The organism is Paenibacillus sp. FSL H8-0332, assembly GCF_037963835.1.
GTDB lineage: Bacteria > Bacillota > Bacilli > Paenibacillales > Paenibacillaceae > Paenibacillus_AQ > Paenibacillus_AQ rhizoplanae.
On sequence record NZ_CP150145.1, the window covers coordinates 962,053 to 988,900 of the forward strand.

The 26,848-nt window shown below is 54.8% G+C and carries 28 protein-coding genes; 25 read left to right on the top strand and 3 right to left on the bottom strand.

All coding sequences use genetic code 11. The features are described from left to right. The first annotated feature begins 46 nt into the window (after positions 1-46). Complete coding sequence (locus NST43_RS04135; RefSeq protein ID WP_339225331.1) at positions 47-925, top strand: carbohydrate ABC transporter permease; 879 nt, start codon at positions 47-49, stop codon at positions 923-925. Between the two features lie 55 nt (positions 926-980). Further along, complete coding sequence (locus tag NST43_RS04140; protein WP_339222728.1) at positions 981-1,916, top strand: AraC family transcriptional regulator; 936 nt, start codon at positions 981-983, stop codon at positions 1,914-1,916. 386 nt (positions 1,917-2,302) lie between these two features. Here the strand turns inward: NST43_RS04140 and NST43_RS04145 are convergent, their stop codons facing one another. Continuing rightward, positions 2,303-3,298, bottom strand: coding sequence for an S-layer homology domain-containing protein (locus NST43_RS04145; RefSeq protein WP_339222729.1), 996 nt, complete (start codon positions 3,296-3,298; stop codon positions 2,303-2,305). 77 nt (positions 3,299-3,375) lie between these two features. Next, positions 3,376-4,215 carry an aldo/keto reductase gene (locus NST43_RS04150; protein ID WP_339222731.1) on the bottom strand — a complete coding sequence of 280 codons (840 nt, stop codon included), beginning with the start codon at positions 4,213-4,215 and terminating at the stop codon, positions 3,376-3,378. Positions 4,216-4,606: 391 nt separating this feature from the next. On the opposite strand from NST43_RS04150, the gene NST43_RS04155 reads away from it, so the two are divergent. The 21 genes from NST43_RS04155 to NST43_RS04255 all read left to right on the top strand — a co-directional run bounded on the left by NST43_RS04155 (position 4,607) and on the right by NST43_RS04255 (position 24,051). Further along, positions 4,607-5,206, top strand: coding sequence for a winged helix-turn-helix domain-containing protein (locus tag NST43_RS04155; protein ID WP_209991706.1), 600 nt, complete (start codon positions 4,607-4,609; stop codon positions 5,204-5,206). A 174-nt stretch (positions 5,207-5,380) separates the two neighbouring features. Beyond that, positions 5,381-5,836, top strand: a complete 456-nt coding sequence (locus NST43_RS04160; protein ID WP_209991705.1) for an SRPBCC family protein — start codon at positions 5,381-5,383, stop codon at positions 5,834-5,836. A gap of 8 nt (positions 5,837-5,844) precedes the next feature. After that, complete coding sequence (locus NST43_RS04165; protein ID WP_339222733.1) at positions 5,845-7,167, top strand: beta-ketoacyl-[acyl-carrier-protein] synthase family protein; 1,323 nt, start codon at positions 5,845-5,847, stop codon at positions 7,165-7,167. After that, a complete protein-coding gene (locus NST43_RS04170; protein ID WP_339222734.1) occupies positions 7,164-8,411 on the top strand; it encodes a beta-ketoacyl synthase N-terminal-like domain-containing protein in 1,248 nt (415 codons plus the stop codon). Before NST43_RS04165 ends, NST43_RS04170 begins: the two co-directional genes overlap by 4 nt. A gap of 46 nt (positions 8,412-8,457) precedes the next feature. Beyond that, entirely contained in the window at positions 8,458-8,676 is a 219-nt protein-coding gene (locus NST43_RS04175; protein WP_036723283.1) for a phosphopantetheine-binding protein, read from the top strand. Then, positions 8,673-9,053, top strand: a complete 381-nt coding sequence (acpS, locus tag NST43_RS04180) for a holo-ACP synthase (RefSeq protein WP_339222735.1) — start codon at positions 8,673-8,675, stop codon at positions 9,051-9,053. The genes NST43_RS04175 and acpS overlap by 4 nt, the downstream gene beginning before the upstream one ends. 20 nt (positions 9,054-9,073) lie before the next feature. Then, a complete protein-coding gene (locus tag NST43_RS04185) occupies positions 9,074-10,273 on the top strand; it encodes an MFS transporter (RefSeq protein ID WP_339222737.1) in 1,200 nt (399 codons plus the stop codon). 10 nt (positions 10,274-10,283) lie between these two features. Continuing rightward, a complete protein-coding gene (locus NST43_RS04190; protein WP_339222738.1) occupies positions 10,284-10,664 on the top strand; it encodes a cupin domain-containing protein in 381 nt (126 codons plus the stop codon). Positions 10,665-10,714: 50 nt separating this feature from the next. Beyond that, positions 10,715-11,680 carry an amidohydrolase family protein gene (locus NST43_RS04195; protein ID WP_339222739.1) on the top strand — a complete coding sequence of 322 codons (966 nt, stop codon included), beginning with the start codon at positions 10,715-10,717 and terminating at the stop codon, positions 11,678-11,680. 20 nt (positions 11,681-11,700) lie between these two features. Continuing rightward, entirely contained in the window at positions 11,701-12,450 is a 750-nt protein-coding gene (locus tag NST43_RS04200; RefSeq protein ID WP_339222740.1) for a cyclase family protein, read from the top strand. A 53-nt stretch (positions 12,451-12,503) separates the two neighbouring features. Further along, positions 12,504-12,812, top strand: coding sequence for a TIGR04076 family protein (locus tag NST43_RS04205; protein WP_036723289.1), 309 nt, complete (start codon positions 12,504-12,506; stop codon positions 12,810-12,812). A 16-nt stretch (positions 12,813-12,828) separates the two neighbouring features. Further along, complete coding sequence (hemW, locus tag NST43_RS04210) at positions 12,829-14,196, top strand: radical SAM family heme chaperone HemW (RefSeq protein ID WP_339222742.1); 1,368 nt, start codon at positions 12,829-12,831, stop codon at positions 14,194-14,196. Positions 14,197-14,210: 14 nt separating this feature from the next. Continuing rightward, entirely contained in the window at positions 14,211-14,528 is a 318-nt protein-coding gene (locus tag NST43_RS04215; protein WP_209991696.1) for a carboxymuconolactone decarboxylase family protein, read from the top strand. Continuing rightward, positions 14,518-15,900 (top strand): radical SAM family heme chaperone HemW, encoded by a 1,383-nt coding sequence (gene hemW / locus NST43_RS04220; protein WP_339222743.1) that lies wholly within the window; start codon positions 14,518-14,520, stop codon positions 15,898-15,900. Before NST43_RS04215 ends, hemW (NST43_RS04220) begins: the two co-directional genes overlap by 11 nt. Then, complete coding sequence (locus NST43_RS04225; protein WP_209991694.1) at positions 15,897-17,336, top strand: U32 family peptidase; 1,440 nt, start codon at positions 15,897-15,899, stop codon at positions 17,334-17,336. The genes hemW (NST43_RS04220) and NST43_RS04225 overlap by 4 nt, the downstream gene beginning before the upstream one ends. Then, a complete protein-coding gene (locus tag NST43_RS04230) occupies positions 17,333-18,529 on the top strand; it encodes a flavodoxin family protein (protein WP_339222744.1) in 1,197 nt (398 codons plus the stop codon). The genes NST43_RS04225 and NST43_RS04230 overlap by 4 nt, the downstream gene beginning before the upstream one ends. A gap of 39 nt (positions 18,530-18,568) precedes the next feature. Continuing rightward, positions 18,569-19,327, top strand: a complete 759-nt coding sequence (locus tag NST43_RS04235) for an alpha/beta hydrolase (protein WP_339222746.1) — start codon at positions 18,569-18,571, stop codon at positions 19,325-19,327. Positions 19,328-19,329: 2 nt separating this feature from the next. Then, complete coding sequence (locus tag NST43_RS04240) at positions 19,330-20,613, top strand: radical SAM protein (RefSeq protein WP_339222747.1); 1,284 nt, start codon at positions 19,330-19,332, stop codon at positions 20,611-20,613. Positions 20,614-20,639: 26 nt separating this feature from the next. Continuing rightward, a complete protein-coding gene (locus NST43_RS04245) occupies positions 20,640-21,926 on the top strand; it encodes a radical SAM protein (RefSeq protein ID WP_339222749.1) in 1,287 nt (428 codons plus the stop codon). A gap of 4 nt (positions 21,927-21,930) precedes the next feature. Continuing rightward, complete coding sequence (gene hemW, locus NST43_RS04250) at positions 21,931-23,229, top strand: radical SAM family heme chaperone HemW (RefSeq protein ID WP_339222751.1); 1,299 nt, start codon at positions 21,931-21,933, stop codon at positions 23,227-23,229. Between the two features lie 15 nt (positions 23,230-23,244). Beyond that, on the top strand, positions 23,245-24,051 hold the full coding sequence (locus tag NST43_RS04255) for a hypothetical protein (RefSeq protein WP_339222752.1): 807 nt from the start codon (positions 23,245-23,247) through the stop codon (positions 24,049-24,051). A gap of 523 nt (positions 24,052-24,574) precedes the next feature. Here NST43_RS04255 and NST43_RS04260 read toward each other — a convergent pair. Then, the gene (locus tag NST43_RS04260; RefSeq protein ID WP_339222754.1) at positions 24,575-25,513 is read right to left on the bottom strand and encodes a 2-dehydropantoate 2-reductase N-terminal domain-containing protein; all 939 of its coding nucleotides are present in this window, start codon (positions 25,511-25,513) and stop codon (positions 24,575-24,577) included. A 147-nt stretch (positions 25,514-25,660) separates the two neighbouring features. Here NST43_RS04260 and NST43_RS04265 point away from each other — a divergent pair, with 147 nt between their 5' ends. Both NST43_RS04265 and NST43_RS04270 read left to right on the top strand, forming a co-directional pair. Continuing rightward, on the top strand, positions 25,661-26,212 hold the full coding sequence (locus NST43_RS04265) for a TetR/AcrR family transcriptional regulator (protein WP_339222755.1): 552 nt from the start codon (positions 25,661-25,663) through the stop codon (positions 26,210-26,212). 101 nt (positions 26,213-26,313) lie between these two features. Then, positions 26,314-26,637, top strand: a complete 324-nt coding sequence (locus NST43_RS04270) for a hypothetical protein (protein WP_339222756.1) — start codon at positions 26,314-26,316, stop codon at positions 26,635-26,637. The last annotated feature ends 211 nt before the right edge of the window (positions 26,638-26,848 follow it).

Here is a 26,848-nt window from a genome sequence, read left to right on the forward strand (position 1 = left end):
AAACAGTCAAGCCGCTCATTCGCAAAAGATCAAGCATTCGGGCGGTATGGCAGACAGGCTGTATACGCTGGTGGTTGCGGTTATAAGCGTCGCAGCGTTCATCATGGTTGCGTACCCGCTGTATTTCATCATCATAGCTTCCGTCAGCAACTCCACCATGGTGAATCAGGGACAGGTTATTCTATGGCCTAAGGACATTAACCTGTACGGCTATGAGCAGATATTCAAGGACACCCGGATCTGGCAGGGGTATAAAAATACGATTATCTACACGGTGCTGGGCACGCTGCTCAATCTGCTGGTCACGCTCCCTGCGGCGTATGCCTTGTCCCAGCGGAAATTCCGGGCACGCAGGTTCATTATGCCGCTGTTTGTGATCACGATGTATTTTGGCGGGGGCATGATTCCTACCTATCTGCTTATCCGTGACCTGAATCTGCTGAATACGCCTTGGGTAATGATTGTGAACGGCGCCATTAGTGTATACAATCTGATTATTACAAGAACCTTCTTCGAGACCGCTATACCGGAGGAGCTGCACGAAGCGGCTACCCTGGATGGCTGCTCACACTTCCGTTACTTCATCTCGGTGGTGGTTCCGCTGTCCAAGGCAGTGATCTCCGTCATCACGCTCTATTATGTGGTGGGTCACTGGAACGACTTCTTCAACGCCTTGCTCTATATCAATACGGATAGCTTACAGCCGCTGCAGATCGTCCTGCGCAATATTTTGTTATCCAATCAGGCGTTCGCGGGCGGAGCCGGATCAGGTGCCGGGGCCGGTGCGGGCAGCTATGCCCAGCAGTTCGCGGATCAGATCAAATATGCGGTCATTATCGTATCGACGGTGCCTGTGCTGATTATCTATCCTTTTATCCAGAAGTACTTCGAGAAGGGCGTAATGATCGGTGCGGTGAAGGGCTGAGCGTATCGCTGACGCTGCGGGCAGTATCCATTGGGCGGGGAGGGAGGGAACCTCAGTGAAAAAAAGTCTTGAACTGCTCGATTCCATCGGCGAACCCGTATCTCAGGATATGAAGGAAAAGCTTATGCATGGCAGCAGACAATTCCGCATGAGTGTGCATGTAACCAAGCTATCCTCGCTCAATAATCTGGTGCTGTATTCCCATTGGCATGAAGAGCTGGAGCTGTTGTTCATGATTAAGGGCACGGCCAAATTCCATGTGGGACAGGAGAAGCTGGTCGTGCAGAGCGGAGAGGCGGTCTTCATTCAGCCCAATATGCTGCATTCGGCGATCCGGGTGGACCAGGAGGAGATTATTTTCTGCGCGGTGCTGGTGCATTTCAATTTCCTCTCCAGTCTGGAGAATGACCAGATTCAGCAGCAGTATGTCTTCCCGCTCTTCCTCGACAACCGGCGTTATCCGCTGCTGATCGGGCGGGAGCTGGAGGAGAAGCTGCGGCTTATTCCACTGCTGGAGGAGGTGCGGGATCTCTATCAGCAGGAGTCGCACGGCTATGAGATGTTGATTAAGGCCAGGCTGTTCGAGGTGCTGTACCGGCTGGAAAAGTGTGCGGCTGAGCATCCGCGGGCAGGACTGCCCGGGCAGTCCCGGGGCGGCAACAGCTCGATGCTGGCCAAAAAAACGCTGGCCTACGTCCAGCAAAACTACAGTAAGCGGATCACGCTCTCCGACATGGCGCAGCAGGTCAACATGAGCCCGTCTTACTTTTGCCGCTTCATGAAGAAGCAGTTCGATCTGTCCCCGATGGACTTCCTGAACGAATACCGGATCTCGGAGGCGGTCAGCCTGCTGGAGACCACGGATAAGAAGATCATGGAGATCTCCGGTATGACCGGCTTCAGCAATGTGAACCGGTTCACGGAGATGTTCAAGAAGACCTACGGCTGCCGCCCGATGGATTACCGGAACCGGCTGCGGCAGAGTAAGTAATAAAGCAAGAAGATGCTGTGCCAAAAGCCATGAAAAGGCTGCTTGGGACAGCTCTTTATTGCGGAGTAGGATCAACGTGAGTACTTACGTGGACGCTCCGCAAACGGACCGTTGTTCCAATCGCTGTGCTCTCCAGATTTTTTTCATTCCCCTTATCGGTGAAAATCCGGAGAGCAAGGCGACCGCTGACGCTTCTACACAATCGTTCCGTCCGCTCCGCTGTTTAAGCGGTATACGAAGTACCCAACCCTAAGAGAATGTCAGATAAATTCTCTTTCAAAAGCAGAAAGCAGCGATTCTCCAATAACGGAAGAATCGCTGCTTTTGTAACGTTTAAAGTTCTTGAGAAATTTATCTACCTACAGATAGAGAATAGATAGAGAAGCTTACTTCGCTGGAGCCGAAGGCTCAAGCCAGCGCGAACCCATTACAGGCTCTGCTGTCGCGGTGTAGCCTGCGGGCAGGTACGTGGATACCGAGCCTTTGGTGATCACTTGCGGGTACATTTTATCCGGGTCAGGCAGGGTTACCTTGAAGTAGATTACGGCTTTGGTGGCGCTGGTGAACTCTATGCGCTCTACCGCCAGACCGTAGCCGGGGTTCGGCAGGTTATCCACGGTGATGGTGGCTTTATTAACGCCTTCAGCGACTTTGTCCAGGACTACATCCGAGATATAGTTATTAACCGGAACTGGCTCCGGCTCAGAAGGCTCATTGCCCGGATTGTTCGGTGTAATCACCCGGTCGGCGAATTCAGCGGCATCATGGATCATGACAGCAGCTTCAGCGCGGGTAATCGCATCGGACGGGCGGAATTTCCCGTTATCCAGCGTGAGTATCTTCGTGTTCAGGAGCACCTGCAGGCTGTAATTCACCTCTGGAGTAAGCTTATCGCCATCCTCGATCATGAAGAACATTTTGGTCACCGGGAAATTGCCCTTGCTCTGCAAGGCTTGGGTCAATAGATGGGCGAATTCCGCGCGGGTCATCGGTGCATTCGGGTTGATATCCTTTGCCAGTGTCAGGCCGCTCTGCTTCGCAAGGGCGAAGGAGGAGGCGTACCAGGCATTATCTTTTACATTGTCAAAGAGCTGGCTGGCCTTAGTATTGCTATCGGTACCGGCTTTCGGTGAAAGCGCCAATCCTTTTACCAGGAACTGTACGGCTTGCGCATTCGTCACTTTGGCATTGGGGGCAAACAGGTCACTCGTAATTCCGTTAATTACACCGGCGTTATGCAGCGTATTGATCTTGGTTTCGGCTGCATTTCCCTTGAGGTCCGTGAAGGCAAATGCGGACGCTCCGAAGGATAAACTGGCAGCCAGGATTCCGCACGCGATGCTCATTTTTTTTGCGTGCTTCGTTAGATTAGTTGGTTTCATTGTGCATCACCTCTATATACTCAGATGGTTCTTTACGGCGAAAGGTTGCAGTTGTGCGGAAAATAATACGAAAATACTTAGGACAACGGGGTAAACCGGGTGGTCCACAGGTAAAATTTATTTTGCGGATCGGTAAATCCTCTTTTATTCTGGTCCAGGGCTGCGATTCTCTTCATCTCTTCGTCCGACAGGGAGAAATCAAACAGCTCCAGATTTTGCTTCAGCCTGGCAGGGGTAACCGACTTCGGAATCACAGCGATACCCCGCTCAAGATTCCATCTCAGGATGACTTGCGCCGCTGTTTTATCATACCTCTCTGCCATTTCGGTGAGCACAGGATGGGTAAGCATCTCCGAGTTACCGTGTCCAAAAGGGCTCCACGCGACATGCTGGATACCGTGCTTGCCCATATAGTCATGAAGCGGCCCTTGCTGGAGCAGCGGGTTCGTCTGAATTTGATTCACTGCGGGGACAATCGTCCCCTGCTTCATGACCTTGTCCAGATGCTCCGGCTCAAAATTAGACACCCCGATCGCCCGGATCTTGCCCTCCTTGTATAAAGACTCCAGGATATTCCAGCTGTCCAGATAGTGCTTGGCCGGCCAGTGGATCAGGTAGAGGTCAACATAATCCGTTTGCAGCTTTTTAAGGCTGGCTTCAAAGGCTTTACGGGTCTTTCGCCCCAGGTCCGTGCTCCATACTTTGGTCGTAATAAAGAGCTCGCTTCGATTGACGCCTGATTTGCGGATGGCCCTGGCTATCAGCTCCTCGTTGCGGTAAGCTGCCGCCGTATCCAGATGCCGGTACCCGTTCTGGAGCGCCCATACTAGAGCGTCTTCATTATTGTCTTTTATATTGTACACACCCAGACCCACCTTCGGCATCTGGACTCCGTTATTCAAAATGAAATGTTCCATTTAGCATCTTCCTTTCCTTTTAAGTGCGGATAACCAGCCCTCTTGGTGAACGATTATAGCATAAGAAGGCAACGAATTATCATTGGGAAAGAAAATCGAGACGGATGCACTTCGTAGGATTGTACTCGGCTTAATTATCATACAATGCGAAACTTTTAACTTGTTCATTTTTTGAATAAGAAACTATGATATTTTTCCTTTTTAATCCCATAAAATACTATATTATAGAAATGTAATCTTTGTGAAACCGGTAGTATTTGAGAAGAATGGGATTGGAGAGAAGTTCATGCGTGTTGCGCTGGTGTGTTGTGCAGATTCCACAGAGCCTTGTGAGGATTGCAGGTTTAAAATTGTTCATTCTTTTTTTGCACAGGAGTACGGTTGTAAGGTATTGCATTTCAAGGAGCTTGAGGCGCTGGTCGATATTGTGAAGGAAGGCCTACAGCTGGATGGTGTAGTGATCAGCACCCCTGACTTCAACCCGGGCTTCATTCACACGATGCAGTACCTGCAGCAGATGCTTACGCTGAGAGTATTCTTCATTGTTGAGGAGATCAGCGCGCAGGGTACCCCTGTCCCTTTTCCTTCCAATCATATGTACATCAGCAGCTTTGAGCGCAACGGCTTCCAAGAGGAATTGTTCAGCCGGTTGCGCTGCTGGTTCGACGAAGGACTGGCCCCTCATACACACCACACCAGACAAATCAAGGATATCGCCCTTCATCTGCACTCCAAATCCCTGAAGGTCGGAGAATTCGTCATTGAGCTTACCTGTAAAGAGTTCGAACTCTTGGAGCTGCTGCTGGAATGCCAGGGCCAGTACATCCCCACCGAGCAGATTCTGCACCAGCTATGGGACAGGTATACTTCCCCTGAGATTGTGAGGCAGTACGTATACAAGCTAAGGCACAAAATCGAGATCATCTCCGGACGCAGCGACATCATCCTGTTTCGCCGGGGGATCGGATATTCGGTGAACCCATTGATCTGACAGAGTTCTGTCAGGTCTTTTTTTTGTGCCCAGGAACGACATGGATTGTATTCTTCCGTATACTCCCATAAATCAACAATAACTGTAAATTAACGCAAGCTTAACAGCCGGGTTATGTCCCCTTCCGGGCATAGGCGTTACGATGTCATTAATACGAATGGGGAGGCAGATGGAGTGGCAACGATTCAGAACAGTATCTGGATTCACGCAGACCGGATCACCGTATTTGAGCGGACGAATGATATTGCACACTGGACAGATTTATTCACGGAATACAAGGAGACGCGGGTGCTGGAGCAGGGGGACGCCTACATCCGGTTTGAGCTGACGACACATCCCGAGGAGCACCGGCCATCGCGCACATGGGAATCGGAACGCTGGCTGGACCGGCCGAACTTTCGGATTACGGCCAGACGCCTTGCGCCGCTGCTGCCGTTCAAGCATATGAATCTGGAATGGCTCTATGAGGAGCAAGAGGAAGGGACGTACATGACCTGGATTCAGGAGTTCGAGGTAGATCCGGCCAGCGGGCTGACTGAGGAGCAGGTGGAAGCACATCTGAACCGCACGACCAAGGAGCAGATGACGGCGATCAAGCACAATATCGAGCAGCAAACGGTTCGGAGCTGAGGGCTTACATGGAGAATGTGACGGATAAAAGAGTCGTGATCACCGGAATGGGGCTGCTTACCCCGCTGGGGAATACGCTGGAGCAGTTCTGGAGGAACAGCCTGCAGGGCAAGGTGGGATATGACCGCTTGCAAGGCTATGAGCATATGGCGTTGAAAAGCCGTGTTACCGGCAAAATACCGCAGTTCGAGCATTTGGGCCGGACGGCCGATGAAGCGCAGCGGGCAGGCATGGGGCGGCCGGGGATTCTGGCGGTCAATGCCGCGATAAGGGCGGTTGCCGATGCGGGGCTTGCGTTCACGAAGGAGCTGCGGGAGCGTTCCGGGGTCTGCATCGCTAATGCGATTGCTGATACCCCTTTCTCGGAGCAGACCTTTCTGCGGATGACGGAAGGCGGGCAGGGGCCGATTGATCATGGACTTTGTCAGGAGGATTTGTACCGTAAGGGCATGTTCTCTTATATTGCCTTCGAAGTGGCGCATGAGTTCGGGCTTCAGGGAGAGGCGCTGGTCATGTCCACGGGCTGCACTGGCGGCATTGATGCCGTCGGATATGGATATGAGTCGATTACAGCCGGGGAACATGACGTTATGATCTGCGGCGCAGCGGAAGCACCGGTCAGCTCCATGACCATTGCCTCCTTCGATGCCATTGGTGCGTTGACCTCCAAGTTCAATGATGATCCGCAGCGGGCTTCGCGGCCTTTTGAGAAGAACCGCAGCGGCTTCGTTCTCAGTGAGGGTTGTGCTGTTGTGGTGCTGGAGGAGCTGGAGCATGCGCTCCGGCGGCAGGCGCCGATCTATGGCGAGGTGACCGGATTCGCCAGTACGAATAATGCTTTTCATATGACCGATCTGCCGCAGGACGGGGATGCGCTCAGTCTGACGATGAACGAGGCGATGGGCAACGCGGGCCTCACAGCGGAGGACATTCATTATATCAACGCGCATGGAAGCTCGACTCCGCAGAATGATGCTTTTGAGACCGCCGCTTATAAAAGAACGTTCGGAGAGCTCGCCTACTCCATCCCGATCAGCTCCACGAAATCGATGGTAGGCCATCCGCTCTCGGCAGCGAGTGCCATTGAGATTGTACACTGCCTGCTGGCCCTGAACGAGGGCTATATCCCGCCAACCGCCAATCTGGACGAGCCGGACCCAGCCTGTGATTTGAATTATGTGCCGAAGCAAGCGATCCAGCGCGACCTGTATAATATTCTGACCAATGCCAGCGGATTCTCCGGGATTCACTCCGCGATGATTCTGGCAGCGAACGAATACAGCAATCGGGCAGGCAAGCTTCAGACTGAACAATGGATGTGCAGCCTATGAAGAATACAGTATTCGTAACCGGAGTAGGGATGGTGGGGCCTTGCGGGAATAGTGCCGGGGCCTTCTGGGAGGGACTCCTGAGCGGCCGGAACTATATGACTCCGCTTCAGCTTGAGGGTACGACTGGAGCTGCGCCTCCCTTCGCCGGACAAGTCAGCGGGATGGAGCCGGAGCGGGTCATCTCGAAGCGTCTGCTGAAGAAATGCTCCCGCTTCTCTGTGATGTCGATCCTGGCCGCGAAGGATGCCATGGATGATGCGCACTGGGAGCTTGATCAGATAAGCCGAGAGCGGATCGGCATCTTCGTCGGCAATAACTCGGGAGGCTGGGAGAGTGCGCGGAACGGCCTGCGTGTCCTGCATACCGAAGGGGCGCCCTTCATTGACCCGAATCTGGCGAGCAACTGGTTCCCGGCGGCGGCACAAGGGCATATGTCCCTGGCCTTCGGCATCAAGGGCTATAGCAAGACTGTAATCGCCGACCGGAGCAGCGGGCTGCTCGCCATTGCGTATGCGGCCAGAGCCATCCGCAGCGGGATTATCGATGCGGCGATCGTGGGCGGAGCCGAGACGCCGCTCGATCCGTGGGCGCTCTCCTTCTATAACACGGAGGGGCTGCTGAATCTGAGTGCGGACCGCCCGCAGACGGCATACCGGCCGTTCGTGGAGGGTCGCAGCGGGCTGGCCCTGGCTGAAGGAGCCGCGTTCCTCTGCCTCGAATCGGAGCGCAGCCTCCAGAAGCGCGAGGCGTCCCGCCGGGTGCGGGCGAGCATCCAGGGCTTCGGCTTCACGAATGACGGGCAGGTCGCCGCCCCGCCTGAGGAGAGTGCAGCGCAGTGTGCCCGGGCAATCCGGCTGGCCATTGGGCATTCGGAGACACAGCCGGAGCAGATCGGCTATCTGTCGCTGGATGGGGCGGCTTCCGCCCGCGAAGACGGAATTGAATGCTCGGCTATTCAGGAGGTATTCAGCAGTAGTGCAGAAGCCAAGTGGGCGGGCTGCCCCAAGACCGTCTTCGGTAACACGATTGGAGCGGCAGGGGCGTTCGATGTGGCACTGAGTGTGCTGGCCATGAATCACGGGGAGCTGCCCGGCCTTCCGTATCTGGCAGAATCGGTTCAGGACAATGGCTTGAACTTCGTCCCGGGGATCAGCCGCCGGACCGCTGTGGAGTCTTCGCTGATTCTGTCCAGAGGAAGGGGTGGTGTCTCTTCGGCACTGGTTGTCAACGCTGAAGGCTTGTGAAGGGTGAACATTACGGCATATTAACTTAAGCGGGAGGGTGTATCTAATGGTATTCGAGAAGGTAAAAGCAATCATTGAGGATATTGGCATTGAGGATGAGATTATCGAATCATCACGGCTCTATGACGATTTGGCCCTGGATTCAACAGAGCTGGCGCTGGTCTCTACAGCACTTGCGAAGGCGTTTGGCATCTTCATTGAGAGCCGGGTGCTCAAGACGTATTCTGTAGCCCAAGTGATCGAAGCCGTTGCCTTGAAGGCATGATCAGAGGGATCGGCATGGATCTGGTCAGCATTAGCTTTGTCGAGCAGATGCTGGCGAAGTGCGGTGAACTGTTCGTACAGCAGTATTATTCAGTGGAAGAGAGGGAGCTGTTCGCCTGTAAAAAAAGACAGGCAGAACACTTCCTTGCCGGCAGATTCGCCGCCAAAGAAGCGCTGCTGAAGGCCATTGGCACCGGAATGAACTGTGAGCTGGACTGGAATGAGCTGGAGTTCCTCAACCATCCCAGCGGCCAGCCCTATCTGGTCCGCAGCCGCAGCCTGGAGCCTTATGTACAGCAGCAGGATTCCATCCATGTAAGCATCAGCCATCACGGTGATTATGCTGCTGCATTCATTATTATCGAGAGCAGTCAATGACTGTGAGGAGGACGAGTCACATGAGCAACAACAAAATATTCACACTTTTGGCCATCAACATTCTACTCGTATTTTCAATTATGGTCAGCATCTTCCCAATCGCACCCCTGATCAGCAGTGATCTCGGCTTGACCTCCGGTGAGATTGGAAGCATAGCGGGGATTGCCTCGCTGGTGATGACCTTTCTGTCGATTCCCTCCGGCGTGTTCGCGGACCGCTACGGGCGGAAGAAGATTATTATCGCTTCCCTGGCCCTGTCGGCAGTGGCCGTATTCATGGTAGCTGCATCCCACGGAGTCCTGCTGTTTACGGCGGGGTGGCTGCTGTTCGGCTTCGCCAGAGGTTTCGTGTCCACACCGATCTTCGCAGTGGTGATGGATGTGTGCAAGCCCGAGGAGCGGGGCAGAGCGATGGGTATTGTGTCCGGGGCGATTGGTGCCGGGTCGGTGCTGGGGTATGTGCTTAGCGGCCTGCTGAGCAATTATTTTGGCTGGCATACCTCCTTCGCGGTGTTGGCTTCACTCCTGCTGCTGTCCACGCTGGTTACCACGGTGCTGCTGAGGGAGACTGGGGTCAAGAATACAAGCAGAAGCATCGGGCAAGCCTTCAAAAGCTCCTTCAAATGGCTGGGCGTCCGCGAAATCCTGCTCGCGGGCATTGTCGGAACCCTGTGCTTCATGGTGGGTGTTTTCACCACCTTCCTGGTGCCGTTCGCCGCTAAGGAACAGGATATCTCCCTGGTGCTGCTCAGCCTGCTCTTCATTCCGTATGAAGCAGTAGCCTCGTTCGGAGCAGTCTTCGTTGGCTGGATCTCGGACAAGGTAGGCCGACATGCACCGCTAATCTGGGCCCAGTCGATCTGTGTGGGGGCGCTCGTGCTGCTGTATGCACTTGACTTCAACCCTTGGCTGTTAACCTTCGGGTATGCCCTGATCGGACTTACGGAAGGGCCTATTATTACCCTGGTCAACACGATTATTACGGATAAGGTCATCAAGATTAATCCGATGGAGATGGGCGCGGCCTTGGGAACCTTCCGGACCCTTCAGGGGGTCGGGATTGCGCTCGGGTCTACGCTTGGCGGATTCTTCTACAGCCGAATCGGCACGCATCCCAGCTATCTGGTGGCCGCCGGGCTGATGGTGCTAACGCTGCTGATCTCTCTAAGCCTGGGCAAGAAGGAAAAAGCAGGCGTCACCGAATATAAATCTGCGGGATAAGGGGTGCAGTATGAACCAGGTCTACACGAAAACAGTGGTCCATATGGAAGAGGTGCCGGTGGTTCATTCCAGAGGAGGACAGATGCGTGTGCTGGCGAGTCCGGCGACTGTCGGGTCTACCCAGCTGATTATGGGCCATGTCCTGCTCCAGCCGGGAGAAGAGATCAAGGAGCATCTTCATGATTACGGTGAAGAGAACGTCTTCGTGATCCGGGGCCGGGGAACAGCGTTCATCGAGGATATTCCGCATGCCATCCGGGAGAATAGCCTGTTCATTGCGCGCAAGGGTGAGCGGCACCGGGTAGTCAATGAGGGTCCGGGCGAGCTGGAGCTGGTCTTCGCCACGGCGCCGCTGGCCCCCAGGCCGGAGATTGGGCACAGAGAGGTCTAACCTCCCTTCTAGGCAATACCAATTCTAAGCAAAGTGGTGAGAAGACAAACGTGAAGAGCGATCTTGTGATTATTGATACCCATGCCCATTTCGCCGTCAAGGAGAATAAGAGCCTGGAGCTTAGTCTGGCCGGAGCCGGGACGGTCCCGGATTACAAGAAGCAGAAGGGCTTCGATGATTTGCAGTATTTGAAAAAGATGGTGGGAGCCACGCAGGAGGACTTCGTCGATGACAACAATCTGCTGGAGGATTACCTCGCCTGTATGGACGAGAATCAGATTGCCATGAGCTGGGTTCATCAGCTGAGCTTCGAGGATGTCTATGGCTATGAGGTGCTGTCCAATGAGAAAATCGCCGAGGCGGTCCGCGCTCACCCCGACAAGCTGCGCGGCTTCGCCAGCGTCAATCCCTATAAGGGGAAGGAAGCGCTGGCGGAGCTGGATTATGCCATTAAGACGCTGGGCATGCAGGGCTTCAAGCTGAACCCCAATGATTACGGGGGCTTCGTCCTGAATGACCAGGAGCTGCTGTATCCGCTTTATGAGCGGTGCAGCGAGCTGGGGATTCCGGTCAGCGTGCATACCGGGATTACGCCGGGCAGTATTTTTCGGATGAAGCATAATTACCCGATTCTGCTTGATGATGTTGCTGTGGATTTTCCGGACCTGACCTTGATTGTGGAGCATATGGGCCATCCGTGGAATGACCTGTGCTATTACATGGTCGGCAGACACGACAATATGTATGTGACGATCACGGCGGTAGCCAATATCCTGATTCACAATAACCCGAAGGTATTCCGGATGGAGCTGGCCAAAATGATCTCGGTCTGCGGCAGCCACAAGATCCTCTGGGGCTCGGACTGGACGGTCACCCCGAACATCGCCGAGGTACTGAATTATATGCAAAAGGTAGTGATCCCGCTGCCCATGAAGCTGATGATGGGGGTGAAGGAGATCAAGCGGGAGGATGTCCAGAACATCCTGGGACGTAATGCACTCAGAATTATGAAGTAGGTGAGAACTTGGCAGTTCAGTTGATTGATTTAAGCGTGCTTATGGAGCAGAATCCGGGCGAGCTGGCCCCGTACGGGTTCGAGCAGACCGGCCATCAGGAGGGAGCGGACCGCTTCGCCCGTCAATTCGACGGGAGCCGGAAGGACTTCCCGGGTGAAGAGTTCCTGAATATGGAGATGATCAACGCGTCCACCCATACCGGGACCCATTTCGATGCCCCCCTGCATTTCGGCTCCAGGAGCGAGGGAGAACCGGCAGTATCCATTGACGAGGTGCCGCTGGAGTGGTGCTTCGGCGACGGTGTGGTGCTGGATTTCACCCATATCCCAGCGGGCGAGGCTATTGAGCAGCAAGATATAGTGCAGGCGCTTGAGCGGATCGGGTATACGCTCAAGCCGCTGGATATTGTGCTGATCCGTACAGGTGCGGACCGGCACTGGGGAACCCCCCGGTATCTCACGGATTATCCGGGCATGAGCAGGGAAGCTACGGCATTCCTGACCGGCCAAGGCATCAGGCTGATGGGCATCGACAGCTACGGGTTCGACCGTCCGTTCAAGCATATGATCAGCGATTATAAGCGGACGGGGGACAACGCCTATCTGTTCCCCGCTCACTTCTGGGGCAGAGAACAGACGTATTGCCACATGGAGCGCCTGGCGAATCTGGAGCAGATTCCGGTGCCGTACGGGTTCAAGGTGGCTTGCTTCCCGATCAAGATCAGAGCGGCCGGTGCGGCCTGGGTACGGGCAGTGGCGATTATTGAGTAGCGTATTACAGGTTAAGTGAAACGAATCACATAATCCAAGAGGAGGAATTAGGGATGAATTATGAATTTGAGCTTAAGGTTACGGGTGTTAAGGGGCATTGCCGGGCAGGACATAAGGAAGGGGATATTATGAAGGTCTCTCCATTGAACGCAGGTAATCTGTGCGGAACGGCCTTTCATGCGGTCTTCCCAATGCTGCTGGCGCTGAACATGGATGCGAAGCTGCCGTGGGACCCGGAGGGCAATATTGTACACTCGGCCTGCCCGGATATGCGTAACCAGATGACGATGGAAATCCGCCGTATCCCGGTGGAGCCGTCGGAGGATTCTCCTTATGCCGGACGGATGCTGCAATCCAAATGAAGGGAGGCTGCTCCAGATGAATAGAGCGAAGCCATATGTTGAAATGTTCAAGGAGAGAGATTCGATCTGCGTCTCGCATTACCCGGTGCCCGTCTCACAGCACACAGAGCCTGAGGTCCGGGCGTTGATGGAGCTGGATCAGGTGAATACCAAGGATACACCGGTAGCGCTGTATCTGCATATTCCCTTTTGCGATGCCACCTGCTCATTCTGCCCGTTCAACCGTTATCTGAAGCGGCAGGATCAGGTGGACCGCTACCTGGAAGCTGTCCGGCAGGAGATAGACAGTTATGCAGCTACGCCATTTGGCAGCAGTATTACGGTTTCCTCTATTAATCTCGGCGGCGGAACACCCTCCTGCCTGTCCTCGGAAGAGCTGACCGGACTCCTGCAATACTTGAAGCAGTCCTTCCGTGTGGAAGAGGAGGCCATGATCTTCATCGAAGGCAACCCCCGGAATTTCACGGCTGACAAGCTGGAAGCTTTGGCCTTGCAGGGCCTCAACCGGATCAGCGTGGGCGTGCAGACCTTCCAGGAGGAGCTGGCCGAGGTGCTGGGGCTGTACCACAGTGTGGAAGATTCCTTCGGGCTGGTGAAGAATGCTCGTAACAGCGGCATTGAGAATGTCGGGATTGATCTGATGTACAATCTGCCGGGCCAGACGCTGGATCAATGGCGGGCGGATATCCTCACCTCCATCGAGCAGGAGATTGACCATATCTGCGTGATTTCCTTCTGTGTGGTGCCGCATACGCAGATTGCTTCGCGTATAGCGGAAGGAAAGATTCCGGGCATCGGGGATGTCTACCGGGAGATTGAGCTGTATAGCATCGCCAAGGAGATGCTGCTGGAGGCGGGGTATGAGCAGTACAGCGTCATTGATTTCGCCAAGCCGGGCAAGACGGACCGGCACGCCACTCTGTACTTCTCGGAGCAGGCGCATATGATCGGGATCGGCGCGGCTGCTTTTGGCATCATTAACGGCTATATGTATATCAACAGCGGCAATCTGAATGAATATATGACCCGTGTGCAGGACGGGCTGCTGCCGGTCAATTGCGGGGAGAAGGCCGATGAGCGGGAGCTGGCGCACGGGGCCATGGCCAAGGGATTGCGGATGCTGTCCGTTAACCGTGCCGAGTTCTTGAAGATGTTCGGGCAGGAGCCGGAGCAGCTGTTCCCGGAGACGATCGAGCGTCTGGTGCAGGACGGGCTGCTGATTCAGGATGCCGAAGGGATTCGGCTGACAGGCGACGGCATTATATGGGGCAACAATGTGAGCAAGCAATTTTTCTCCGCAAAATATGCGGATTACGGGCTGCAGCACCGGATGAAGCTGGCTAAGGGACGCCCGGTGCAATCGGTTCAATCGGTACAATCATAAGGAGGGTATAGCTGATGAGCGATATGTTGATGAGAGTTAATCCGCAGGTGGGGGCCGCTTTTGATAGCATGTGCAAGTCGATTGAGGATACGGGGACGCTTGAGCCCAAGGTGCGGGAATTGATCCGGCTGGCTTGCGTGGTTACGGACCGTTCTGCCTACGGCATCCGGCTGCATGCGCTGAAGGCTTACGAGCTGGGCGCGAGCGCGGAGGAAGTGACGGAGACCGTGATGAATTGTCTGCCGGTGGCAGGGATTGAGGCTGTCTCCTCTGGTCTGGCTGCGGCATTGTCGGCTGTGGAAGCCAAGCGGGGTGTTCATCATGGCCGTTAAGACCACAACTCACGAATCCTTCTACAACGTCTATCCCCATAGAGATCCAATCTGTGTGTCCCACTATCCTAACCCTGTAACCGAGGTTCCACCTGCTGATATTTACGGAACGATGGGCCTTGGCGGCCAGCCGCCGGCGGATAATGTGGGTGCAGTCTATGTGCATGTTCCCTTCTGCGCCTCAGTCTGCATCTTCTGCCCCTTCAACAAGATGGCCTATCAGGAAAAACAGGTAGAGCAGTACATGGAGGCCGTCAAGGCCGAAATCGGCATCTATGCCTCTTCTCCATACGGTTCGCAGTCCACGATCAGTGCGGTGACGTTCGGGGGCGGGACGCCTTCGGCTCTGTCGGCTGAACGGATGGTGGAGATGCTGAAGAGCGTCCAGGCGAATTACCGGGTGACGCCGGATGCGCAGATCTCTTTTGAAGGCAGCCCGGCAACCTTGACGCTGGAGAAAATGCAGGCCATCCGCGCCCAGGGGGCGAACCGGATCAGCATCGGCATCCAGACCTTCAACGACAAGATGGGGCATCATTTGCGGATGAGCCATGATTCCCGGCGGGCCTTCGAGGTGCTGGAGGAAGCGAAGGAAGCAGGCTTCGAGAATATCGGGATTGATCTGATGTACAACCTGCCCGAGCAGACCATGGAGGAGTGGCTGGAGGACGTCCGTACGGCGGTGCGGCTCGGCATCGACCATATCACGGTATTTTCTCTGTGTGTAGTACCGTTCACTGCACTGTTCAAAATGATCAAGGAAGGCAAGATACCCCCTACCGGCAGTGTTGAGCTGGAAGTGGATATGTATCTGGAAGCCAAGCGGCTGCTTCAGGAAGAAGGCTATGTCCAGTACAGCGTGTGGGATTTCGCCAAGCCGGGCTTCGAGGACCGGCATGTCCTCTTGTACTATACCCAGCAGAAGGATCTGTTCGCGCACGGTCCGGCGGCCTTCGGGTACGTCAACAAGCTGATGTATATCAACCAGGGGGATATCCAGGAGTACAGTGACCGGCTTGAGCAACAGTTCCTGTCCGTCTTCATCGCAAGTCAAGCGGATGATTTGGAAGCGATGCACGGGATGATGGCCAAGGGTCTGCGGATGCTGTCGGTGAAGCGGAAGGATTTCGCGGGAATGTTCGGATATCAGCCGGAAGAAGTCTTCGGTCAGACGATCGATGAGCTGGTAGCCAAAGGTCTGCTGGAAACGGATGAGCATGAGATCCGCCTGTCCGCGAGAGGTATTGTCTGGGGCAACAACGTCTGCAAGGAATTCTTCTCGGAAGCGAACCAGCAGACGTTCGAGAGCCGTGTGAAGCTGGCACGCGGACAAAAGCCGGCTGAGGCTGCCGGAGAGGAGCTGAAGGGATGAAGCTGTCTGTCGGCACGAACTTTGATGACCGGTTGCCCATCCTGCTGAAGGATTCGCATGTGGATGTTTTCTATGGCAAGTTGTCCTCTGATCTGGTGGGCGGCGGAAGACCGACCTTTGCCCTGCCCACGATAGACCGGGTGAGAGTGGAGGAGCATGTGAAGCTGCTGCATGCCTACGGGTTCAAGTTCAATTATCTGCTGAACGCTACCTGTCTGGATAACCTGGAGACCACCAAGGATTTCCATTACCGCCTGCGCGAGCTGCTGGAATGGATCGGCACGCTGCAGCCGGAGTATGTGACGGTATCGCTCCCGATGCTGATTGATATGGTGCGTACTGCGTTGCCGGATGTGAAGATCAGCCTGTCTACCTTTGCCAATGTGAACACACTGAGACAAGCCCAGTATTTCGAGGAAAAAGGCGTCAGCGAGATTACCCTGCCCGAGAGCCGCAACCGTGACTTCGCCTTCCTGGAGAGCCTGCGCAAGAATACCCGCTGCGACTATCAGCTCATTGCGACCAATGACTGTATGCTGGATTGCCCGATGCGCCAGAATCATGCGAACTTTCAGAGCCACGCCTCACAGTGCAATCATGTGACCGACGGCTTTGCGCTGGATTATTATATGCTGCGCTGTACGGAGCGTAAGCTCCAGCACCCGGAGGAGCTGCTGAAGTCGCAGTGGATTCGCCCGGAAGACATGTATGTCTATGAAGAGCTGGGCTACCACAAGTTCAAGCTGACCGAGCGGATGAAGACCACGGAGAAGATTGCGGCTACTGCGCAGTCTTACTCCGAGCGGAAGTATGAGGGGAACCTGCTTAGCCTGCTTAATTCACGGATGGCGGAGGCCGACTTCGAAATGCCGAACTTCTCCAAGAACATCAAGGAGGATTTCGCACCGTCTGACAAAATGAGACAGGTCTACCGCCTGCTGTTCAGCTTCCAGGCCAGCATCGACAACGAGAGTCTGGAGGGCTTTCTGGAGGGCTTCCGCTCGAAGCGCTGCGACCGGATGGACTGTGACAAGTGTGGCTACTGTGCCGAATGGGCCAGCCGGACCGTGTCCATGGCGAAGCCGGGGGATGAGGCGCTGAAGGAATTCGAGCAGCTGTTCGCGGCGCTGGCTTCGGGAAGCTTCTTCGAGTCAGCGGCCGGGGCGAAGGCAGTCTGGAGCACGGAGGGCGAGAGTCTTCTGGGCGCGGTCATTGGGCGCAAGCCCGAGTTCATCCGCGATATGGCCGGGCCTGAGATCCGTAAGAAGTCCGAGGAGCTGGCAGCGGCCCGTGGAAGTGCTGAGGTCTTAAGGCAGGATGTGGCCAAGGCCAATGTACTATGCACCCCGGCAGACTTCCGGATGTTCGCGCTTAGCGATCTGCGGGCACTGGGCTTCGATACGGCTGAGCTGGACTTAGAGGAGGCAGCCGGATGAAGAAGATCATCGGGCTTGCCGGGTCCATGAAGAAGCATCACAGCTCCAGCGAATATCTGCTCTCCGTTGCGCTTGAAGCCGCAGCGGAGCAGGGGGTACAGACGGAGCTGCTGCGGCTGAATGATTACAACATTCTGCCCTGTGACGGATGCGGCAACTGCATGAACGGCAAGCACTGCCACCTGCTGAAGGACCCGGAGGACCAGTTGACGGAGCTGTACGACAAGCTGAAGGAGGCGGACGGGTTCGTCTTCGCCTCTCCGGTCTATGCGCTCTCGCTCCCGGCCGTCTGGAAGAACTGGATCGACCGCTGTGAGCCGTGCAGTGACGAGGATCTGGACTTCGAGTACTACAATTATGACCGGGTGGCCGGAGTGAAGGGCAAAGCGTTCAAGGGCAAGGTCGCCGGACAGATTGTTGTTGCAGCGGGACCGGGGCATGAATGGGCGCTGGCCTCGCTGATGCCTTGCTTCACGGCAATCAAGCTGTCGATGATTGCCAGCGCGGGCATCAGCCTGATTGAATATGATGGCCAGCCGGGCATCCGCAAGCGCTCCTGGAGCAAGCCGATTGAAGAAGCGGAAGAGGCGAAGATGATGGCCCGGGCGGTCGGGATGCGGGTGGCCTCCTCCTTGGGCTTCTCTTACTTCGACCTTCCCGGGCAGTCGGGGGCAGGGCAAGGGCAGGGAAGCGGGGGGCAGGAACCTATGGAGCGGAGCCAGGAATCTATGGAGCAGAGTCTGGAACGCGGGGTGCAGGCTGAAGTCTGGTCTGCCTTCACTGTGCAGGATGTACGGGATGAGGAGGTTACGCTCGGTGAACTAGCTTCGATTCGGCCGCGCATCTTCGTTATCGGCGATCAGCAGGCCAGCCTCCGCTGCGGGCCGCTGCTGGAGCGGCTGGAGCAGCAGTTCGGCGGGAACGCAGACTGTGCGCTGATTGCAAGAGTGGGGCAGTTGCCCCACTTTATCACTCATGAATTCGTGAAGGAGAAGACAAGCCAGACCGTTCCAGGCTTCGCGCTGTACTATGACTGGGAGGATAAGCTGGCCTCGCATGGCACCCTGGCGCCCGGACAGCCGGCCATTCTCATAGGCCGAAGCCCCGGGGAATGGCGGTTGTTTGCAGTGGATGAAGCAGACGGCCGGGAGATAGACCGGGTCGTGGACTATCTGGAGGAAGCTGTCGTATGAGCGGCCCGGCCGGGAAGTTCAAGGGAGGATACAAATTACATGTTGAAGACTAAAGGGATACCTTTACATCACACTATTCAGGGTACCGGAGATGCTGTGCTGTGTCTGCACGGCAACAGGGACTCTTCGCTCGTCTTCCAGGATTTGGCCATGGCGCTTGCGCCTCATTATCAGGTACTGTGCGCGGACTTGCGCGCACACGGCCAGTCGGAATACGCAGGTCCGGCCTTCACCCTGGAGGATATGGTCGATGATATTCTCAGGCTGCTGGATGAGCAGGGGCTGAAGCAGGTCTCAATCATCGGGCATTCCCTGGGCAGCACGCTTGCGCTGCTGCTCTCCGCGCGTGAGCCGGACCGGGTGAAGAAGCTGGTATTAATGGGGGCCGCCGCCACCTTCGCGGTTCCGTTCAAGCGGCCGGAGCACGGGGAAGAGATCACGCCGGATACTGTGCAGCAGACGAATGCGGCGGCGGTTCCGTATTTTTTCACCGAGGGCCATGAGGAGGTTCAGCAGCAGATTCTGGAGGGCTGGTCCCGGCTGCCTGCTGCGACCCACCGTCTGATGATTCAGATTAAGCATCCCGATCTCCGTCCGGTCCTGCAGGGCATCCGGCAGAGATCGCTGATTATTACCGGGGAAGCGGACCGGATTACGCCGCTGCACAAGGCGCTCGAGCTGAACCGGTATTTGCCGGACTCCCGGATGCATACGGTTCCAGGCGCCGGACATTTTATGTTTCTTGAGGCGGGCGGGGATGTAGCTGCTGCCACTCTCACTTTTCTTAAGGGGGAGTGAGTATGGGCAGAGTGCTGCTGATCTCGGCGAATACGGAGAAGCGGCCGCCTGTATTCCCGCTGGGTCTTAGCTATATTCACGCCAGTCTTGTCGCTTCCGGCTGGGAGGCAGGCATGCTGGACATGACCCAGCTGGATTATACCCGGGAGGCCGTTACGAATTACCTTAACGCTTATGCGCCCGATTACATCGGCTTGTCGATCCGTAACCTGGATAATTGCTGCATGCAGTATCCCCGGAGCTTCGTGGATCAGGTCTGCTTGATGGTGGATTGGGTCCGGGAATGGAATAGCAGGGCCAGTATCATTCTGGGAGGGGCGGGCTTCTCGCTCCTGCCCAGGCAGTGGCTGCAGGAGACGGGAGCCGATTACGGCATTGTCGGTGACGGCTGTGACAGTATCGTGGAGCTGCTGGGCCAGCTGGAAGCGGGGCAGGTGCCGTCCGCAGTAAGCGGGCTCATGTTCAGGACAAGGGCCGGGGAATGGAATTACTGGTCACCGTATGCGCCTGAGCAGCTGGATCAGGAGTATTTCCCCAGCCGCAGCGGATTTCTGCACAGCTATGATGTGGAGCGGAGAGTCCGCCATAATGTATTGACTAAAAGGGGCTGTGCGCTAAGCTGCACCTATTGTGCTTACCCGTCACTGGAGGGCCGGGCCGTCCGCCTGCGGTCGCCTAAGAGGATTGCCGATGAGATTGAGCAGATGGTGGTGCAGTATGATATCGGTTCTTTTGATTTCGTGGACAGTGTGTTCAACTATCCGCTGGAGCATGCCGAAGAGATCTGCCGGGAGCTGATCGGGCGGACACTACCGTTATCCTGGGGCTGCTTCCTGAATCCGAGGTTCTTCACCGCCGAGTTTGCCGGTCTGCTTAAGCAGGCGGGGTGTACGGAGGTGGAGTTCGGCATTGATTCAGGCAGCGATATCTGCCTCAGGTCGTTCAAGAAAAACTTCCGGCAGGCCGAGATCCGGACAGTGGTCCAGCTCTGCCGCGATCAGGAGCTGGACTTCAGCTTCTGCCTGCTGATCGGGGGGCCGGAGGAGACGCCGGAGACCCTGCACGAGACGCTGGATCTGATGGAGGAGCTTGCGGTGCAGCGCATCTTCGGCTTGTTCGGCATCCGTATTCTGCCGTCCACCGATATGTACAGTTATGTAGGTTCGCCGGAGCCGGATGAGTTGCTTCATCCGAAGTTCTTCATGTCCCCGCAGCTGAGTCTAGAGCAGGCGAACAGCATCTGTGCGCCGTACCGGGAGCGTAACCCGGACTGGATGTTCATTTGAATGAGGAAGACAGGGTGGAGTGAAGCATGAGAATACTGGTGGTGTCTACGAATACACTGCTGAAGCCGCTGCCGGTCCTTCCCGTCGGAGCGGGAATGGTCTACTCGGCTCTGACCGCTGCCGGATTCAGGACACGCTTTCTGGATCTGGCCTTTGTGGCTGAGCCGCTGGAGGCACTCCGCGAGGAGCTGCGGGTCACTGGAGCGGATCTGATCTGCCTCTCGGTGCGCAATATCGATAATCAGGTGATCCAGCAGCCGGAGAGCTATCTCTCTTTCTTACAGCAAGTCATGCAGGTATGCCGTACTTGCAGTTCAGCCAAGGTACTGCTTGGCGGGGCTGCAATGCTGGTGATGCCGGGCGAGCTGGTGAAGGAGCTGGGGGCGGATTACGGCATCAAGGGGAGCGGGGGCGAAGCGGAAGCGGTGCGGCTGGCCCGTGAGATTGAGCGGGGGCAGGCCCCGGAGACAGGTACGGTACGTAATGCAGATCCCGCCTATCATCCGGTGTACAGCCGTATTCCGCCTAAGCCGCTGTTCGCTCCGCAGTATTTTATCCCAAACCCCCGCATCAAAAAAGCCTCGATGGGCTATCAGGCCTCCAGAGGCTGCAGCCGGCACTGCATCTATTGCTCGGAGGGCTACATGAATTCCGGCGCCTGCCGGATTCCTGCGGAGCAGTTCAGCGAAGATATGAAGATCCTGGAGAATGACTATCAGGTGCATAATATTACTTTTGTAGACGGGGTGTTCAATCATGAGGTGGAGGAGACGGTGGAGTTCTGCAGGCTGATCAGCCGCACAAGCCCCTCGCTGGAATGGAGCTGCGCCCTGACTCCGGCCCATATTACTGAGGAGCTGATCCGCTCGCTGAAGGAGACCGGCTGCCGCTTCGTAGACATCGGGGCCGACTCGGGTTCGCGGCAGATGCTTCGGCGGATGGGCAAGCAATTCACCCCGGAGCAGCTTGTTGAGCTGGGACGCCTGCTGGAGCACTATCAGCTTCCCTATTCGGTATCGCTGCTGTTCGGCGGTCCGGGAGAGAATGTGGAGACGGTGCAGGAGACGGTAGAGATGGTCAATCAGCTGAACCCTGTGTATATTCTGGCCAGCCAAGGCATCCGTGTCTACCCTCACACCGCACTCTACAATATCGCTCTACAGGAGCAGGTGATCCAGGCTGAGGATAACTTGCTTTTTCCGGCCTATTACCAGTCCAAGGACTACAGCGCTGACCTGCTCACCGATGCCCTGTCCGTATCACGCCACATCTATAAGGATATGCTTATGAATTCAATTGGAGGAAGGACTTGATAGAATGAACAAGCCTGTGTACCCGTTCCGGGAGATCGGGATAGGGCATTATCCCATGGGGAACACTCCGGTGTCGCCAGAGGACAGCAAACAGCTGCCGTCTCTCATGAACTTGAATCAAGCCGCGGCAAGCTCCAAGCTGGTCTATGTACATATTCCCTTCTGCGACTCCATCTGCCCGTTCTGCCCGTACCCCAAGGCGTTCAATGAGCAGGGAGCCCGTAAGGATTATCTGGCTGCGCTGTTCCGCGAGCTGGAGATGTACGGGATGACGCCGCAGATCCGCAATTGCTCAGTGGAGGCGCTCTATATCGGCGGCGGGACGCCCAGCGTGCTGGACGAGGAAGAGATCACCGCACTCTTCGAGCAGCTACAAGCTACACTGCCTATGCATAATATCGAAGAAATCACATTCGAGGGAAATCCCGCCTCGTTCACCGCTGCCAAGCTGAAGCTGCTTCAGGCGCTTGGGGTGAACCGGATCAGTCTCGGGGTGCAGACGTTCAACGATGAGCTGGGCAGACGCCTCGGGCTGCTTCAGACCGGTGAGGATTCACTGCGGAGTATTCAGGATTCCAGAGAGGCGGGTATCGCGAACGTCAGCCTGGACCTGATGTACAATCTGCCGGGTCAGACAATGGAGGAATGGCTGGAGGATCTGGCGAAGGTAGTGGAGCTGGAGATCGGCCATGTCACACTATTTCCGCTGAAGATCATTCCCGGCTTCGGTCTGGCGAAGCGCATTGCCAGCGGTGAGCTTCCGGCCTGCGGCGGACTTGAGCTGGAGCAGCAGATGTATGTAGAGGCTTGCCGTTATCTGGAGTCTCAGGGCTATTCGGTGGAATCCACGTATGATTTCGTCCGGCCGGGAGGCCATCATGTGTATAGCCGCAAGCATTTCGACGATTACCTGGACCTGCTCTCTGTGGGGCTGGGTGCGTTCGGTGATGTGGGCGGCTATGCCTACCAGAATGTTAAATTACTCCCTGAATATGTGAAAAAGATTACATCCGGCGACCTCCCCATTGCTTTAGGCTACGAAGTGAAGGCAGAGGATCTGCCCAACCAGTTCCTGGCGATGGGCTTGCGCCGTACAGCGATTGACCGCCAGCAGTTCCGCCGCAAATTCGGCGTTTTCCCGGAGGAGCATTTCCCGGAGCTGTTCGACAAGTTCGTGAAGGAAGGGCTGGTGGAGATCCGCGAGGACACGATTGCGCTCACGCGTTTCCACGGGTTGTTCTGGGGCAACAATGTATGTAAGGAGTTCTGCGAGGATCAGATCAAGATGGCTTTTCCAAAATGATGGAGGGGTACTGAAATGAACAGTAAAGTGAGTAAAAATGTATTCTACGGCGATCTTCAGGAGGCCGGGAAGTATGCGGAGCTGGAGCAGCGTCTGCTCGGCGAGTCGAATCTGCCGGGACCGCGGGCGAATCTGGGCGCAGCTTCCACCTTCGCGGATGCTTTCGCGTCGGATTGGGTCGTAAGTGAAGCCTGGGAGCTGCTTGTGCAGTGGACGGGCAAGACAGAGGCGGAAGCGCCTACGGATGATCCCCGCGAGTTCCTGCCGTTCTGCGCGCTCCAGGCGATGGGCAGCTATTACCGCTATGCGGAGCCTGCCCGCCAGGAGATCATTCTGGAGCGCTGCCGGGCGGCGATGAACGATGCCCGCTGGCGGATGCGCGAGGCGGCAGCGATGGCGCTGCAGCGCATCGGGGAGCAGGACTTCGGCGTGCTCCGGGCATTGTTCGACGGCATGAAAGGCACGGCTAACGCGCTGGAACAGCGGGCCTTCGTCGCTGCCCTGGCTCATCCGCCGATGCTGAAGGAGCAGGCTAATGTCCTGTATGCGCTGGAGCTGTCCGAGGAGATCCTGGACCAGATTGCCGCCGGTCAGACCCGCTACGGTGCGGAAGAATTCCGTGTCCTCTCCAAAGGTCTGGAGTACGCACTCAGCGTCTTTGTGGAACGCGCCCCCGAGCAAGGCTTCCGCATGCTCGCCAAGTTCGCAGTAACGGATGACAAGCGGATGCAGAAGATCGTGAAGTCCAACCTCGGCAAAGCCCGCCTGGCGAAGAAATTCAGCCAGGATGTGGAGCGCATTCAGGTGTTGATGAATGCTTGATGGGGGAGCGGGGGCGGAATGAGGCGCTTCGTGGGGGGATTGGAGGGGCGGCGGCGTAAGGCTCCTGAGAAATACGCTTGTTGAGGGAGCGAACCCGTCTGGTTACCCAACTCTGCTGCTCCATGCTCCTTCGCGGACCTGAGGGCCGTTATTTTTAAACAAACCTTGTTTTTTGCGGCTAGGCGGACTGTAGTGCGCTTATTGTCTCTCTGCGAGGCGTTTTCAGGCGGCATATCCATCAATAACAGCCCTGTAGTCCGCGAATGCTGGGAAAATTGGATTTTTCGCGAAATAAGGCCCTCTGAGTCCACTTGGGAGAGCGAGAGAGAGCACCATACCGAGGCCCTAGTCAAGTTAAAGTAACAGAGATAGCCGGCCTGCATTCATAAGTATGCGGTCCGGCTTATTTGCAGTGTTTTGTGTTTATGTATTTGTTAATTTGGATGCAGTCGCACTCTACGTGTGTAGAGTGCGTGGATTGAACTCAGAATTACTCTGTTTCAATACATAGCTTAAACCACTCCTATCCTGATACCTCTACTTTGTGTTGTCCACTGTTTTCCAAAGCCGCAGCAAGCCGAGGCAAAGCTATACCTAACTTTTTCGCTTCCCGCACAACTTCATGTATCGCAAAGCCTGCTTTGCTATTGTTGTATTCCATGAAAAGGCGCGGCAAGCTGCTCTTTGCAAAAACCAGCTTGTTAAACAGTGTGCCGAGAAGTGCCGGCGGGATCTTAGTCAGCAGCAGAGAAGTCGCATCAGCTTTTCCGCCTCTGGCTTTTATTACCGGGATAATCTCCCTCATATTCCTGCCAACATTTGCGAAGGAGTCGCTATGATCCAAGATTGCCGGAAAACTTCCCCGTCTCAACACCTCGGTCTCCATCGCCGCATTCATGGCAAAGTGATTCCATAGCCAGTTTTGCATATCCTTGATCCAACGAATTTTAAAATGGGCACTTTCCAATAGCACTTTGACCTTGTTGTTAATAGCTTCAGTGCCTGCCCGTGGCTGCTCCAGAAACAGCATTTTTAAAAAGCCGCCTCTAAGCCTGTTGTCCTCAATGCCACCGCCGCCTCCCGGGAATCCAAAGACCACATTGTTCATAGACAGGGGCGAGATCGATGATTTCAAATCCTGCCAAAGGTTATTGAAGATGAGGATAGGCGTGCTCCCGGCAGTAGTCGATAATAGTTGTGCTGCTGCCGGAAGCTGCTCCGTGTTGACACTCACAATGATGAGATCATAATCTGGTCGAATTTCCTCATGGAGTTTGACGTTCCAGCTTTCTTTTATGAGCTGCTTCCCCTTTCGTGCGTCCCACATTTCAAGCTTAATGCTGCTTCCAAAAGTTTCTTTCCTCCCTTCTCTAACGTAAAATTCCACGGTATGCCCTGCCTGTTCCATCGCCCAAGCATACTGGACCGATATGACACCTCTGCCGAAAAATAAAATTCTCATATTAGCCTCCTGAGCCTATATATTAATCCTTGTTGATTATCCAACAACGTGTTGTATAATTTATTGTATAGAAGCGCTATAGGACCATCAACCATCAGATTTTTAAAATCTGTCGTGTAATCGGTGTACAGAACCTGGAGGCCAATAATGAATAAGCAACCTGAAATTACGGATAAAACAAGACAAACCTTCATCAATGTATTCTGCGATTTATATAGCCAGAAACCCATTGAAAAAATAACCATCCAAGAGATCGCTAAGCGATCAGGATATAACCGCAGTACCTTTTATCAATATTTTACGGATATCTATGAGTTGTTGGATTACGTGGAAGAGCGTGTTTTTAGATCCATTAAAGAGGAAATGGCAAGCAGAGAGTTCTCCACACATACCTTCCAAGATGCACTTCAATGCCTGGAGAATGCAGAGGAAATTTCAATCCTGAAAGCCCTCTTGGGCGACTATGGTTCTGTTCATTTTATCGAACATCTGAAAAGAGAAATTCCTTTTGAGCGATTAATTGTCGACCTTCCGGCAAATGAAGCTTTAACACCCTATATCATTGAGTTTTACATATCCACACTAATGTCGATGTTTCGCCTGTGGATACGGAATGACAAAGATCTGTCGTCGGAAGAATTGGTCAAGCTGATAGATACCCTATTTACTAATGGGATTGGGACGACGGTGATTCCTTAATATGTTAAGAGCAACAATGATATAATGAGGGGGATTGTCCTACGGTAAAAACTCAGATCAGACAGCTAACCGTCCAAGACCGGCCTTTTGTATACTGGCATGTGGGTGGTTCCCGCCTCACGTTAAATATTTCACCCAAGGAAGATAAAACCACAAAAATCACGCTCATTTTCGCAGTCACTCCACCTGAAGAGGATCGTCACACCTCCTGGGAGTTTTATGATATTTCAGCATACAAAAACAACTCCCATACCACCATTCATCTAGGCAAACCGGGGCATATTTCCGAGATAATACATTACATAGAACGGGAACAGCCTGAATTGTGGCGCAAAGGAAAGCAGCATACGATAAAGAACGCTTGGGAGCTGCTGCAAGCCTTGGGTTACTCTAACCTGGAGCCAATTTGGGTTAAGCGGTGGTAGAACCTGATTCGGTGTTCTCTGCGATAAGATAGGCTGAACAAACGTAGAGGATAGGATGCCATGAAAGCGTTAAAATTCATGTATTATCAATTTATTAGGGAACCGCTGTGGTTTAAAGTGTTAATATCTTTGACTTTACTTGCTTAAGTACATAGAACGGCATACGAAGGAAGGGAAGAATCATGAATTTAAAATGAACGGTTTTAGGAAT